Raw genomic sequence first — 13,822 nt, 5'->3', positions numbered from 1 at the left:
GCCACATACAACTCACCCACCACACCCACCGGCACCAAACCCAACCCACCATCCACCACATACACCCGCATACCGGCGACCGGCCCACCGATCGGCGCGGCGCCCTCTGCCTCGCCGTCGTACCACCCGGCCGTCGCGTAGACCGTGGCCTCCGTCGGGCCGTAGGCGTTGAGCACCCGGCAGCCGGGCAGGGCGTCACCGATGGTGCGGGCCGCCGAGCCCGACAGGGCCTCACCGGCGCACACCACGACGCCCGGGAAGTCCCGTGGCCCGATGGCCTTCGCGACCTGGACCAGGGCCGAGGGGACGCCGCTCACCAGGCTGGCCTGCGGCCGGTGGGGTAACCGCCCCACCAGGGCGACGGCGTCGTCCACGATCTCCACAAGCCCACCGCACGCGAGCGGGGCGAACAGCTCGAAGGCGGACACGTCGAAACTCGCCGAGGTGGACATCATCGCGTGGGAGAGGGCTCGCGTCCCGAGGGTTTCGACGGCCCACGCGATGGTGTTGACCAGGCTCTGGTGGGTCACCACGACGCCCTTGGGAGTGCCGGTCGAGCCGGAGGTGTACATCACATACGCCGGATGCGACGGACGCAGCGGCGCAAGACGGTCCGCATCCCTCAGCGCCGTACCCGGCCGCTCATCCACCTCTCGCACCGTCTCCGGGTCATCCAGCACGACCACCGGAACACCCAACGACGGCAACCGCCCCGCCACATCACCCGACGCCACCACCAACACCGGCCCGGCATCCTCCACCATGAACCGCACCCGCTCCGCCGGAAACCCCGGATCCACCGGCACATACGCGCCACCGGCCTTCAACACCGCCAGCAACACCACCACCAAATCCACCGAACGCGGCATCGCCACCGCCACCAACCGCTCCGGCCCCACCCCACACCCCACCAAAAACCGCGCCAACCGATCCGACCGCGACCCCAACTCCTCGTAGGACAAAGAAACTTCGTCGCACCTCACGGCAACCGCGGCACCGCACCCCGCCACCCGCTCGCCCAGCACCCCCGGGACCGTCCCCGCACCGCCGCTCCCCCAGCCCAACAACTCCCCTCGCTCCGCCACCGACACCAACTCCACGCCACCCACACACCGCCCCGCATCCACCACCACCGCCTCCAACAAGGCGAAGAGGCGCCGCTGGTGGTCGGCCAGGTCCTGGGGGCTGTAGAGGTCGGCGTTGCCGTTCAGGTCGATGCGGATACCGCCGTCGGGCTGTTCGTAGGCCATGACCGACACATCGGGGATCGGACCGTTGGCCAGGTTGTGGTGGGTGGCCCGGCACTCGCCGAACTCCAGATCCCAGTCGAACGACATGACGTTGATCTCGGGCCCCACGAGGGCTGGAACACCGCCGGTGAGATGAAGGTCGCGGGCCAGGTCCTCGCCCCGGTAGCGCTGGTGCGACAAGGCCATGCGGACTTCCCGGGAAAGGCGTCGCAGGACATCGGTCCAGGTCGTCGCGGCGGTCAATTCCACCCGCAGCGGAAGTATGTTGGCCAGCGTTCCGGGAGTACGGCGGGAAATCGGGTCCTTTCGCGCCGAGACAGCGAAGCCGAGCGTGATGTCCGCTGCCCCGGTCAAGCGGTGCAGGTAAACCGCGACAACAGCGGTCAACACCACCGACCAATGAGTCCGGGCGGCGCGCGCGGCTTCTCTGAGGCGGTCGGCCTCATCGGGCCCGATCAGGGTGGTATGGCGCAGGAAATCGCTGGGTTCGGCGCCGGGCTCTGCGGTGAGACGCGCGGCCTGGGGTGGGGAGGCAAAACGCCCCAGCCAGTACCGGCGGTCACGCTCGAATTCCTCGGATTTCTGGTACTCGGCTTCCTGGTCGAGCAGGGCGGTCAGCGAAGAGAATGGGGACTCACCGGCGGGTTCGCCTTTTTGGAATGCCGTGTAGAGTTCGGCGACCCGGCGGGCGAAGAGCGTGCTGCCCGCCCCGTCGGTCACGATGTGGTGATATCCCTGGTACCAGACGAACCGATCCGCCGCCGTCTTGATCAGGGCGAAGGAGAACAGCGGACCGTGCGCCAGGTCCATCGGCGTCCTGAGTTCCTCGCGCATCCACCGTTCGGCGGCGGCCCGGGGATAGGGGCCGTGGCTCAGGTCGAGGGTCCGCAGCGCCCAGTCGCCGGGCGGGCCGAGCACCTGATGGGGTACGCCGTCGATGTCGCCGTCGACGTCCCCGTCGATGTCCGGGAAGCGCGCGTGCAGCGAGTCGGCCTCGGCGACGGCCCGGCGCAGTGCCGATTCGAATAGGGCGGGGTTGAGGGGCCCGCGGATCTCGACATACTGGCCTACTTGGAATTGCAGGCCATCCGGATTGATGCGCTGCGCCACCCAGATCTCCCGCTGGGCAGCGGATAGCGGGTAGCGAGACCCCTGAGGATAGCGAAACCCATTCATTCCCCCGTCTTGCACGAGCACCACCCATTGCCTAATATCGGGTCACTTCCCGGGCAGCAGCACCGAATTACTTTCGAAATACTCATGTCATTTTGCATCGGGAGTCTAACCCCGCCGCTATATCGCTACAAGAGTCGTGGGCGGGCTCGGGGGGCCGCATGGCACCATCCTGCCACTCAGAAATTTCCCTTCCCGCGTACAAGGTCACGAAGACTCGTGATCCGGACATAGAGGAAGATACGATGACGGACGCTCTTCCGATTCCCACCGGTGTGCCCACCACGCGTCGGTGTCCGTTCGAACTGCCCACCGAACTCCTGCGGCTCAGCGAACAGGGCCCGTTGAGCCGTATGCGCTATTCCGACGGCCATCTGGGATGGCTGGTCACCGGGTATTCGGCCGCTCGGCTGGTACTCGGCGACAGCCGATTCAGCAACCGGGCCGACCTGGCCCGCATGCCGGTGGCGATTTCCTCCGAGGCCGAGCAGTCGCGGCGCGCGGTGCCGCCCGGTGTCTTCCATCGTATGGACCCGCCCGAGCACACGCGCTACCGGCGGCTGCTCACCCGCCACTTCACCGTGCGCCGCATGGACCGGCTGGTCCCGAGGATCGAGCAGTTGGCCGACGGGCGGCTGACGGCGATGGAACGGCAGGGGCCACCGGCCGACCTCGTGGCCGACTTCGCCATGCCGATGTCACTCGACCTCCTCACGGAGTTGCTGGGCGTGCCGGACGAGGCCCGTGAGCGGTTCCGGAAGGAATCGGCGGCGCTGTTCGAACTCGACTCCGGCGCCGAGGAGATCACCCGCGCCACCCAGGCCATCCACGAGCGGTTCCGTGAGCTGATCAGGCAGAGGAAGACCGGGACGGCGGAGGATCTCCTGGGCCATCTGGCCGCCGAGCCCGATCTGCCGGAGGACGAGGCCGCGACGATCGGCATGGTCATCCTCACCGCCGGCTTCGAGTCGACCGGCAACACCCTGGCCCTCGGCACCCTCGCGCTGATGCGGAACCCCGGACAGCTGGACGCGCTACGGGCCGACCCGGCCGTGATGGATACCGCCGTGGAGGAGTTGCTGCGCTACGTCACCGTCACCCACTTCGGGCCCATCCGCACCGCCTTGGAGGATGTCCAGGTCGGCGGCGACCTGATCAAGGCTGGGGACTCGGTCACCCTCGCGCTGCCCGCGGTCAACCGCGATCCGGACCACTTCGCGGCGCCCGACACCCTGGACGTCACCCGCCCGGCGGCTCACCACGCCGCGTTCGGCTACGGCATCCACCAGTGCCTCGGGCAGCAGCTCGCCCGCTCGCTGATGCGCTGCTCGTACGCCAGGCTCTTCGACCGGTTCCCCACCCTGCGGCCGGCCGTTCGGTTCGACGAAATCCACGTCCGTACGGACAAGAACACCTATGGGCTGCGCGAGCTGCCGGTGACATGGTGAGGGCAACGCCGTAATGGCAACGCGGTGAGGGCCAACGTGGTGAGGCCAACGTGGTGAGGGCAACGTTCTCGCAACGTGGCGGGAGGTTCGCTGGGCCGGACCTCTGACCGCTCGGTGAGCATGACCAGCATGACGGAGAGGGATCGTCCATGGACCGTATCGCGCTGACACCGGCCGCGGCCGAGCTGATCCGCAAGCTGCGGGCGGATCACGGGCCGCTGATGTTCCACCAGTCGGGCGGCTGCTGCGACGGCAGCGCGCCGATGTGCTATCCGCTCGGCGAGTTCCGTACGGGTGGGTCGGATGTGCTGCTCGGGGAGCTGGAGGTGGACGGGGTCGAGGAGCCGGTGGGCTTCTGGATGTCGGCCTCGCAGTTCGAACTGTGGGCCCATACGCATCTCACGGTGGACGTGGTGCCGGGCCGTGGCAGCGGCTTCTCCCTGGAAGCGCCGGAGGGTGTGCGCTTCCTGATCCGCTCACGGCTGCTGAACGACACGGCCGGCTGAGCTCGGCGAACCGAGCCCGGCGCGGCGTCGGATGGGCGCGAGGGGAACACCACCTCCTTGCGCCCTCAGCCCCGGCCGCACCCTCAGTCGGCCGCGCCCTCAGCTCGCGTCGGCCAGCGCCAGGGTGTGCAGCCGCTCGGGCGGGCCCGGCCGTGCGTAGTACCAGCCCTGGGCGGTGTCGCAGCCCAGCCCCCGCAGATGCTCGGCCTGTACGGCCGTCTCCACGCCCTCGACCGTCACCGCGAGGTCCAGCGTGTGCGCGAGCGAGACGATCCCCTCGACGATCTTGACGTCGACCGGATCGGCCGGGGCCCGCTGCATGCCCCGGGTGAAGGAACGGTCCAGTTTGAGCTGGGAGACCGGGAGCCGGCGCAGATACGACAGGTTGGAGTAGCCGGTGCCGAAGTCGTCCAGGGCGATGTCCACGCCGAGGTCGGCGAGTTGCCGCAGCGGCCGCAGGGCGGTCTCGTCGGCGCCGATGAGGTCGTTCTCGGTGACCTCCAGGCACAGCGCGCTGGGGCACAGCCCGGCGTTCTCCAGGACCGCCACCGTGTCGGAGACCAGTGTGGGATGGCTCAGCTGGCACGGCGAGAGGTTGACGTTGACACGCAGCGACTCGTCGTCCTCGGCGGCGTCGCGCCACTCACGCGCCTGCCGGGCGGCCTGTTCCAGGACCCAGCGGCCGAGCGGGACGATCAGCCCGGTGTCCTCGGCGAGCGGGATGAACTGGTCGGGGCCGAGCACTCCGTGCAGCGGGTGCAGCCAGCGTACGAGCGCCTCGGCGCCGCGCACGGTGCCGTCGGTGAGCCGTACCAGCGGCTGGTACTCGATGAAGAACTCGCCCTTCTCCAGGGCGGAGGGGAGCCCGTTGGTGAGGCTGTGACGGGCGATCACCCGGGCGTTGGAGTCGGCGTCGGCGATCTCGAAGCGATTGCCGCCCGCGGCCTTGGCCCGGTACATGGTGATGTCGGCGCTGCGCAGCACCTCGGCCCGGCCGATCTCCCCGGCCCGGCCGTCGACCACACCGATGCTGGCCCGTACCCGCAGCTCACGGCCCTCGATCCGGACGGGTTCGGCGAGCGCGGCGAGCATCCGGCGGGCCAGCCCGGCGCCGTCGGTCTGCGCGGCGGGGCCGGTGACCAGGGCGAGGAACTCGTCGCCGCCGACCCGGGCGAGCAGCTCGGTGGGAGCCTTCACACAGCGCTGGAGGCGTTCGGCCACGGCCGTGAGCATCCGGTCGCCGACGGCGTGCCCGAGGCTGTCGTTGACGGCCTTGAAACCGTCCAGGTCCAGGTAGCACACGCCGAACCGCTCGGCGTCGGCGTCGGCGGCCAGCACCTGGTCCAGCCGCTCCAGGAACAGGGTGCGGTTGGGCAGTCCGGTCAGCTCGTCATGGGTGGCCTCGTAGCGCAGCCGTTCCCGGAGCTGCCGGTGCTCGGTGATGTCCTCGGCGAGGGCGAGTTGGTACTGCGGGGCGCCGCTGGAGTCGCGCAGCAGGGTGACCGTCAGATTGGTCCACAGCTCGCTGCCGTCGTCGCGGTAGTGCGGCTTCTCGATGCGGAAGTGGTCGCGCTCTCCGTTGACCAGCTCGCGGTAGAGCTCATGGGCGCCGGGGACGTCGTCGGGGTGGACGAACTCGGTGACTTTGCGGCCGGGGCGGAAGAAGTCCATCCCGCCGAACATCCGGGCCATGGCGTCGTTGACGACGAGCACCTCGCCGTCGAGCCCGGCGATGCCCACCCCGATGACCGCGCCCTCGAAGACGGCCTGGAACTTGGCCTCGCTCGCGTGCAGCGCCTTCTCGGCCTCGGTCCGGGCGGCCATCGCGGCCCGCGAGATGGCCTCCTGCTCATCGCGCTCACGCTCGCGCAGCTCGCGGACGAAGCCCGCGGCGAGGGCGTGCTGCAGCCGCACACAGCGGGCGCGCGCCTCCTCGTCGGCGAGGGGCTCGTGGGAGGGCTCGTCGGACGGGCCTAGGAACGATTCACCGGATGGCCCGGGGAACGATTCACCGGATGGCTGGGAGAAGGGCGCTCCGGGCGACGAGCAGGACACCAGATGTGCGTCGATGACGCCCAGGATGGCGGGCAGCGCGTCGGGCTCGGTGCACTGGGCGTCCACCAGCGCGGCCCCGACCTCGTACGCGGCCTCGGTGTCGAAGGGGGAGGAGCCCAGGGCGGCGCTCAACCGGTGGGCCAGCGGCAGCAGATAGCCCTCGAACTCCTCGGGGGTCATCGTGGTGGCGGCCAGCGGGTGGACGGCCCGGCACCAGATGCCCGCGAATCGCCTCAGCTGATCGTTTTCCCTGGGGGCGGGGTGTCCGGCGGCGTCCCCGGCGCCGCGGTCACATCTCGGCCCGCCCGATTCGGAAGTCATATCGTGCGCTCCCCGGGGCAGCCGCCATGGGCTGTGTCCCTGTAGCCTGCCGCGTCCTCGCCTGTGGCGTCGATGCCCTCCGGCCGCCAGTCCACGTCCTGCACTTCCTTCGCCCTCTTCCGGCTTCCGGGGCCGCCCTCGGGTCGTCCGCGTCCTCGGGGAAGTGGAGCACGACGAAGAGCGGCACGGCAACCCGCTGCTGAGGCGAGATTACTGATCAACCGTTCGATGAGGAAAGGAAAAACGGAAAACTTCAATCCGGATCTGATCATGGTGACGGGCGCCGCCGGGAGCTGTCGAGCACCTGTCAGAGGCATCTGCCAGCGGCCCGAACCCCCTGCTGACCTCGGCCCTCCACAGGGCGGACCTTTGACAGCGCCTCGCCGAAACCCGTTCGGGAGACCCCGTTCTGGCGGAGCGCCAACCCCGGGCGTGAGCAGTCGAATTAGGAAATCCATCACGTCCGCCGCACTTGAACATCACACCGGGACACGGCGGCCGGGGCAGCCGTACCCGGGCCCGTACGCCCGCCCCCCGCATCCCGCGGATCGAAATCGGGGCAGCCTTTTCGCCCCCATGCGGTGAATTGCCATGAATAGGGGTACTCGGCCGCTGGATCTCCACAAGGAGGCAACGAGACACAAGGAGGTACGTCTCCTCGAGGAGGCACGACGACGCACCGGACACATAAGGACGCACGGAGTGACCCCATGGCCCACGACGGTCAACGGGCCACCGAGGCCCTGGACACGCAGGTGAGGGAGCTGGCCGGACGGGCCGGGCCGGTGCGGGTGCGGGACCGGCTGGTCGCGGTGGCCGATCCGCGCGATGAGGTGCTGGGCGCGCTGTCCCTGGTGGATCCGGAGGGCCGGGCCGATGAGCGGGCCGTTCGCGCGCTGGACCACGCCGCGACCTCGCTGGGCCTGGAGCTGGCCCACGTGCGCGAGCTGGCCGAGGTGGAGCTGCGGCTGCGGCGGGAGCTGGTGGACGACCTGCTCTCGGCCGCCGGCGACACCCGTGCGGCGGACGACACCCGTGCGGCGGGCGGCGGCAGCGCGGCCGCCGCCACCAGTGCGTACGCCCGCGCCGAGGCGGTCGGCCACGATCTGCACGGTCCGCACCATGTGATCGTGGTGCGCTGGACGGACCGCCCGGCCGACGATGTCTTCCTCAAGGCCGTGAGCCGGGCGGCCACCGGTCTCGGCCTGCGGATCCTGCCCGCCCTGTGCGCGGACACGGCGGTCCTGGTGGCCCAGGGCGCACCGGGTGAGCGGTCGCTGCATTCGGCGCTGAGCCGTGAGCTCGGCACCGGCAGCGGGGCGATCGGGGTGGGCGCTTCCTGCGCCACCCCGCACGAGGTGCCCCGCTCGTACCAGGAGGCGCTACGGGCGCTGGAGGTGCGCCGCCGTTCGCACAGCCCGTACGGCATGACGTGCTACGACGGGAGGTCGAGCGGTTCGTGCGGGAGTGGCTGGGCCCGCTGCTGGACTACGACGCCCGGCACCACACGGACCTGGTGGAGACCCTCTGCGAGTACTTCGACCGCGGCGGCAACTACAGCGAGACGGCGGCGGCGCTGGTGATCCACCGTTCGACGCGGCTCCCCCAGCTACCGCTGGGAGGTGCCCCCTACCGGCTCCAGCGCATCCGTGAGATCGGCGGATGCGATCTGGCGGATGTGGACAGCAGGCTCAACCTCCAGGTCGCCACCCGCATTTGGAAGATCCTGCGGTGCGGCCCCGAGTGAGCGGGACGTCGCCGGGCACCCGTGGCCGACGCAACGGCACCACAACCACGAGGCGGGATGGGCAATGAGCGACAAGGACAAGAGTGTGGCGCGCGCTCTGCTCGACCAGCAGGGCACGACCTTCGCCGCCGAGGCCGGGATCAAGCTCCGCGACACCCCCGGCCCGCTCTACCAGCTGCTGGTGCTCGCGCATCTGTTGTCCGCGCGGATCAGTTCCGACATCGCCGTCGCCGCCGCCCGCGCCCTGTTCGACGCCGGGATGCGCGACCCGCGGCGCATGGCGGAGGCCACCTGGCAGCAGCGGGTGGACGCGCTGGGCGAGGGCGGCTACCGGCGTTACGACGAGCGGACCTCCAGCCAGCTCGGCGAGGCGGCCGAGCTGGTGAACCGGGAGTACGGGGGCGATCTGCGGCGGATGCGCGAGGCCGGGGACGTGAAGAAGCTGCTGCAGGGGGTCAAGGGCATCGGGCCGGCCGGGGTGAACATCTTTCTGCGCGAGGTGCAGGGCGTCTGGCCCGAGTTCGCCCCGTACTTCGACGCCAAGGCGCTGGACGGCGCCGAGCGGGTCGGGCTGCCGAAGAGCGCGCGATCGCTGGAGGGGCTGGTGGCCGAGAAGGACCTTCCCCGGCTGGCCGCCGCCCTGGTCCGGGTCGCGCTCCACGCGGACGCAGCGCGGGAGGTGCGCGCCGCGGCATGACGCGGTCACCTCCTGAGCCCTCTCAGCGAACCGAGCGCCCTCAGCGGATGCCAAGCTCCTTCAGCACCCGCCGCTGGGCGGCGGTGGGCTTGGCCGGGAAGTAGAGGTAGCAGACGCCGCCGGTGCCCGAGACCACCTTGCCGTCGGCGTTGTACCGCTTCGTCCGCAGCCAGATATTTTCCCACTGCCGCCGCTTGTAGACGTGGCGGACCGCCTCGTTGCCGGCCGAGGCCGGGTCGTTGGCGATGACGTCGCCGTCCGCCGTGAAGCCGATGACGGTCATCAGATGGCCCGAGGTGCCGTACCCCGCGCCGTCCAGCTCGGTCTTGAGGAAGGACTGCGAGGTGATCAGCGGAATGCCGACCTCGATCAGCTTCTCGGCGTCGGCGAGCGAGCCGAGCCGGGTGACCACGCCCTGGAGATCGCGGTAGGTGGCGGCGTAGGCGGCGTTGAACGGCCAGTTGCCGCAGCCCTCGTACTGGTAGTCGAAGGTGAACCGGGCGGCGTGGCAGACCTGCGGATCGGCGTAGTCCGGGTTGACCCAGGCGAGGTCCTTCGCGGAGGGCTTGCGACCCCAGTACTCGATGATCATCTGCGAGGAGGTGGGGCTGCACCACGCCTCGCCGCCGTTGTCGTACTCCGGGTACTGGCCCTTGTGGATCTCCTGCGAATAGCGCGGTACGACGAGTTCGCGCCCCTTGGCCAGGCTCGGCGTCGAGGCGGGCACCTCGAACCGGTCGGGGACGTCCGAGCCCATCGCGCCGACCCGCCACACCGTGGGGGTGAGCGTGGTGCCGGGCTTGCGGTGGAGGGTGAGCCGCACCTGGTACTTCGCGAGCCGCAGCCCGCTCGCCGGGTCGTCGATGGAGAAGGTGTCGGTCCACACCGAGCTCTTGTCGTCGCTCTGGTCGTCCACCGAGGTGCGCCGGATGGAGGAGGCGCCGTCGTCGGAGGCCCAGCGGCCCATCACGTACCAGGGGGTCGCGGAGCCGTCGGTGTAGGTGCCCTTGAGCTCGATCTGGACCCAGGTGCCGGCCGGGGTGCGGGCGTTCCAGGAGACGATGGCCTCGGTCGCGGGCACGGAGAGGGTGCGCACCGGGGAGGTCCAGGTGGCGTACTCCCAGGCGGCCTTGGTGCCGGTGTGCGGATCGGTGTAGTCCACGCTGCCCAGCGGGCGGGAGATGACGATGCCGGGGCGGGCCCCGGCATCGGCGCGGACGCCCTTGGCGGCACCGGCCAGCCAGTCGGCGTGGCTGGTCCAGCCGTGGTACTCCGCGATCGGCTTGGCCTTCGAGCCCGCCGGGGCCGCGGCGTCCCCAGGGGCTTGTTTCACGGCGGGGGCCGGGCGGGCCGTTCCGGCGGCCGCGACCGCCGTCGTGGTGACGGCGGCGGCGCCCGCGACGCCGAGTGCGGCGGCGAGCACGGAGCGGCGGGGCGTGGATCCAGATCTGGTCATACGGGGTTCCCCCAGTCGTCGTCCGGTCCAGTGGGCGGCGGGTGCGCGACAGTCGCACAACTATGGCCGCTGCGAGTGGTCTCAGGCCAGTGATTCCCCCAGCGCCCGCTCCATCAATATTGGTGTGAACCAATGGAGTGAACGAGCCCAAAGGGCCGTATGGTGGTCCCCGATGCGAACTTACCGACCGGTTGGCAGCCTGGACGCGCTGGCGCGGCGCCTGCGTGCGCTGCCGCCGTCCTGCGGGCCGGTCCGGCTGGTCGCGGTGGACGGCCACGCGGGCTCCGGGAAGACCACCTTCGCCGGGCATCTGGCCGAGGCTCTCGGCGGCGCCCCGGTGCTGCACACGGACGACTTCGCCACCCATGAGGAACTCTTCGGCTGGGCCGGGCGGCTGCACACCCGCGTCCTCGCCCCGCTGGCCCGGGGCGCGGCCGCGGCTTACGCCCCGTACGACTGGGTGGAGCGCCGCTTCGCCACCGCCCGGCGGCGGCTGGACCCCGCGCCGGTGGTGCTGCTGGAGGGCGTGGGCAGCGGCCGCCGCGCGACGCGCCCGCGACTGGCGCAGCTGTTGTGGATGGATCTGCCCGAGCGGGACTCCTGGCGGCGCGGACAGCTGCGGGACGGACCGGGGATGTCCGCATTCTGGGACGGATGGCTGCCCGCCGAGCGTGCGCATTTCGCCGCCGACCCGTCCCGTCCGTACGCGGGAGCCTTGGTACAGCAGCGGAAGGAGGGGTATGAGGTGCTACCGGGACCCGCCGCGACCGGGGGAAACACCCCCTGGCCTCACACAGCGTGAGCCGATGCCCCAGACCGGACCTGACGCCGCCGCCCGAGGCATGACGCGTACCCCAACTCGGCTTGACCTGGGGCCCATACAGGTCTTACGTTCTCAATGTGCGACTCGTACGAGTCGTCCCACAACGCGAAGCCCCCGGTTGTTCCCCCGTGATCGGGGGCTTCGTCCTGTCTGGCGCCGGTTTTCCGCTGCTTTGCGCGGCCACTTCATCACCCTGAGTAACGACCCGGCCCAGACCTTGTGCGCCCCCTACACGCCCCCGCGCACACCCGTCCGGCCTTGTGTGATTGCGACGAACAACAGTGCGGCACCCTCGGCCCATGCGAGTTGCGCAGGTACGATGCGAAAGGGGCAGTCGCCCCTGCGGCATCCACGGGGGCAGCGGTTGTGGGGGACGTGATGAATTTCGGCACGCAGGGTTCGCACGCCCCGGCCGACCTCGCCTGGCTGCGAGCCGTCGATGCCTACACGATGGGCGCGTACGCACAGGCCGAGGAGGAGTTCCGGGCCGCCACCCGGCTCGATCCGGGAATGGCCGACGCCTGGCTCGGGCTGCACGCGCTGCGGGCCGACACGGCGGCGGCACTGCTGCGGATGTACCGGCACCGCGACCGCTTCGGCGAGCAGCGCGCCCGGCACCGCCGCACCCTCAACTCCTGGTACTGGCTGGGCTGGTGGGTCCAGCCGGTGCTGGAGACCAGCCGGGACCTGCTGCTCGCCCACGCCTCCCACTGGCTCGACGGCCGCCATGTGCCCGAGCTGGACCGGGCGCTGGCCGGCTGCCCCCCGGTCGAGGCCGATCCGCAGGCCCGCTTCCTGCACGCCTGCCGCGCCTATCTGGTCAAGGACTGGGAGCAGCTGGTACGCCACACCGAGCCGCTGCTGGACGATCCGTTCCTGGGCATCGAGGCCGGTCTGTTCGCCGGGATGGCGCGGGTCCGGCTGGAGATGTACAGCCAGGCCGAGCCGCTGCTCGCCGCCGCCTTAATGCGCTGTCGCAGCGAACAGCCCCAGCGCAAGGAGCTGCGCTACTGGCTCGCCCGCGCCCATGAGGGCACCGGGCGCAGCGCCGCCGCGCTCCCCCTCTACCGCGCGGTGCACCGCATCGACTCCACCTTCATGGACACCTCGGCGCGGCTGGCGGCGATAGCCGAGTCCGACGGGCTGGACGAGCCCGCGGACCTCGCCGCCGTATCGCTGGCCGGGGCCGGTGGCCAGGACTCCACGGACGGCCGGGACGCCACCGCCGCCGACCCCGCCGACACCCTGTCCGACGGCCGCGATCCGCGCGCCGCGGCCGAGGGCCCCGAGGGTCCGCCGCTGATGGGCCCCGCCGTGATGGGCGCGGGCGGCACGCGCGACCGGGCCGGACTGCCGTCCCAGCCCGGCCCCTCCGATCCGGTGCTGCTGGAGAGCGCGCTCCAGGAGCTGGAGCGCATGGTCGGCCTGGAGCCGGTCAAGCGGCAGGTGCGGGCGCTGTCGGCGCAGCTCCACATGGCGCGGCTGCGCGCCGGGCAGGGCCTGCCGGTCCAGCCGCCCAAGCGGCACTTCGTCTTCTCCGGGCCCTCCGGCACCGGCAAGACCACCGTGGCCCGCATCCTCGGCCGGGTCTTCTACGCCCTCGGGCTGCTCGGCGGCGACCATCTGGTGGAGGCCGGACGCGCCGACCTGGTCGGCGAGTATCTGGGCCAGACGGCGGTGAAGGCCAATGAGCTGATCGACTCGGCGCTCGGCGGGGTGCTCTTCGTCGACGAGGCGTACAGCCTGTCCAACTCGGGCTACAGCAAGGGCGACGCATACGGCGACGAGGCGCTTCAGGTGCTGCTCAAGCGGGCCGAGGACAACCGCGACCGGCTGGTGGTGATCCTCGCCGGCTACCCCGAGGGCATGGACCGGCTGCTGGCCGCCAACCCCGGCCTCGGCTCGCGCTTCACCACCCGCGTCGACTTCCCCAGCTACCGCCCGCTGGAGCTCACCCGGATCGGTGAGGTGCTGGCGGCGGAGAACGGGGACGTGTGGGACGAGGAGGCCCTGGAGGAGCTGCGCAGCATCAGCGGCCATGTGGTGGACCAGGGCTGGATCGACGAGCTGGGGAACGGGCGGTTTCTGCGCACGCTGTACGAGAAGAGCTGCGCGTACCGGGATCTGCGGCTGTCGGGCTGGAGCGGTACGCCGAACCGGGATGACCTCGCGACGCTGCGGCTGCCGGATCTGATGCAGGCGTACGGGGAGGTCCTGTCGGGCCGCGGTCCCATGTACCGCGACCCCCAGGACCCGCCCCTGGGATAGCGCGCATGCGGCGGGCTTTCCCCCACCCGCCCCTTCCCACACCCGGGGCTCCGCCCGGGACCCCGCTCCTCAATCTCC

Annotated in this window: 10 protein-coding genes; 7 read left to right on the top strand and 3 right to left on the bottom strand. The window is 70.8% G+C overall.

The annotated features are described in order from the left end of the window. On the bottom strand, positions 1 to 2,360 hold a 2,360-nt coding region (locus ACFXB5_RS47575), incomplete at its 3' end, for an AMP-binding protein (protein WP_385220699.1). Between the two features lie 308 nt (positions 2,361 to 2,668). Between ACFXB5_RS47575 and ACFXB5_RS47570 the strand changes: the two genes are divergently transcribed. Then, entirely contained in the window at positions 2,669 to 3,871 is a 1,203-nt protein-coding gene (locus ACFXB5_RS47570; protein WP_385220696.1) for a cytochrome P450, read from the top strand. 149 nt (positions 3,872 to 4,020) lie between these two features. After that, positions 4,021 to 4,377, top strand: a complete 357-nt coding sequence (locus ACFXB5_RS47565) for a DUF779 domain-containing protein (RefSeq protein WP_385220693.1) — start codon at positions 4,021 to 4,023, stop codon at positions 4,375 to 4,377. A 99-nt stretch (positions 4,378 to 4,476) separates the two neighbouring features. Here the strand turns inward: ACFXB5_RS47565 and ACFXB5_RS47560 are convergent, their stop codons facing one another. Further along, entirely contained in the window at positions 4,477 to 6,753 is a 2,277-nt protein-coding gene (locus ACFXB5_RS47560; protein ID WP_385220690.1) for a putative bifunctional diguanylate cyclase/phosphodiesterase, read from the bottom strand. 710 nt (positions 6,754 to 7,463) lie between these two features. Between ACFXB5_RS47560 and ACFXB5_RS47555 the strand changes: the two genes are divergently transcribed. The 3 genes from ACFXB5_RS47555 (at position 7,464) to ACFXB5_RS47545 (ending at position 9,197) form a co-directional block, all read left to right on the top strand. Beyond that, positions 7,464 to 8,336 (top strand): PucR family transcriptional regulator, encoded by an 873-nt coding sequence (locus tag ACFXB5_RS47555; RefSeq protein ID WP_385220688.1) that lies wholly within the window; start codon positions 7,464 to 7,466, stop codon positions 8,334 to 8,336. After that, on the top strand, positions 8,270 to 8,500 hold the full coding sequence (locus tag ACFXB5_RS47550) for a helix-turn-helix domain-containing protein (protein ID WP_385220685.1): 231 nt from the start codon (positions 8,270 to 8,272) through the stop codon (positions 8,498 to 8,500). The genes ACFXB5_RS47555 and ACFXB5_RS47550 overlap by 67 nt, the downstream gene beginning before the upstream one ends. A 64-nt stretch (positions 8,501 to 8,564) precedes the next feature. After that, on the top strand, positions 8,565 to 9,197 hold the full coding sequence (locus tag ACFXB5_RS47545; RefSeq protein ID WP_385220682.1) for an endonuclease: 633 nt from the start codon (positions 8,565 to 8,567) through the stop codon (positions 9,195 to 9,197). A gap of 40 nt (positions 9,198 to 9,237) precedes the next feature. On the opposite strand, the gene ACFXB5_RS47540 is transcribed toward ACFXB5_RS47545, so the two are convergent. Next, on the bottom strand, positions 9,238 to 10,653 hold the full coding sequence (locus ACFXB5_RS47540; protein ID WP_385220679.1) for a peptidase C39 family protein: 1,416 nt from the start codon (positions 10,651 to 10,653) through the stop codon (positions 9,238 to 9,240). A gap of 172 nt (positions 10,654 to 10,825) precedes the next feature. Here ACFXB5_RS47540 and ACFXB5_RS47535 point away from each other — a divergent pair, with 172 nt between their 5' ends. Both ACFXB5_RS47535 and ACFXB5_RS47530 read left to right on the top strand, forming a co-directional pair. Beyond that, positions 10,826 to 11,455: a uridine kinase gene (locus ACFXB5_RS47535; protein WP_385220677.1), complete on the top strand. Its 630-nt coding sequence runs from the start codon at positions 10,826 to 10,828 to the stop codon at positions 11,453 to 11,455. 399 nt (positions 11,456 to 11,854) lie between these two features. Next, positions 11,855 to 13,744 carry an AAA family ATPase gene (locus tag ACFXB5_RS47530; protein ID WP_385220674.1) on the top strand — a complete coding sequence of 630 codons (1,890 nt, stop codon included), beginning with the start codon at positions 11,855 to 11,857 and terminating at the stop codon, positions 13,742 to 13,744. The last annotated feature ends 78 nt before the right edge of the window (positions 13,745 to 13,822 follow it).

The organism is Streptomyces sp. NPDC059455 (assembly GCF_042750115.1).
Lineage (GTDB): Bacteria > Actinomycetota > Actinomycetes > Streptomycetales > Streptomycetaceae > Streptomyces > Streptomyces endocoffeicus.
Note: the sequence above shows the minus strand (reverse complement) of the source record. Positions and strands in the feature narration are given on the sequence as shown.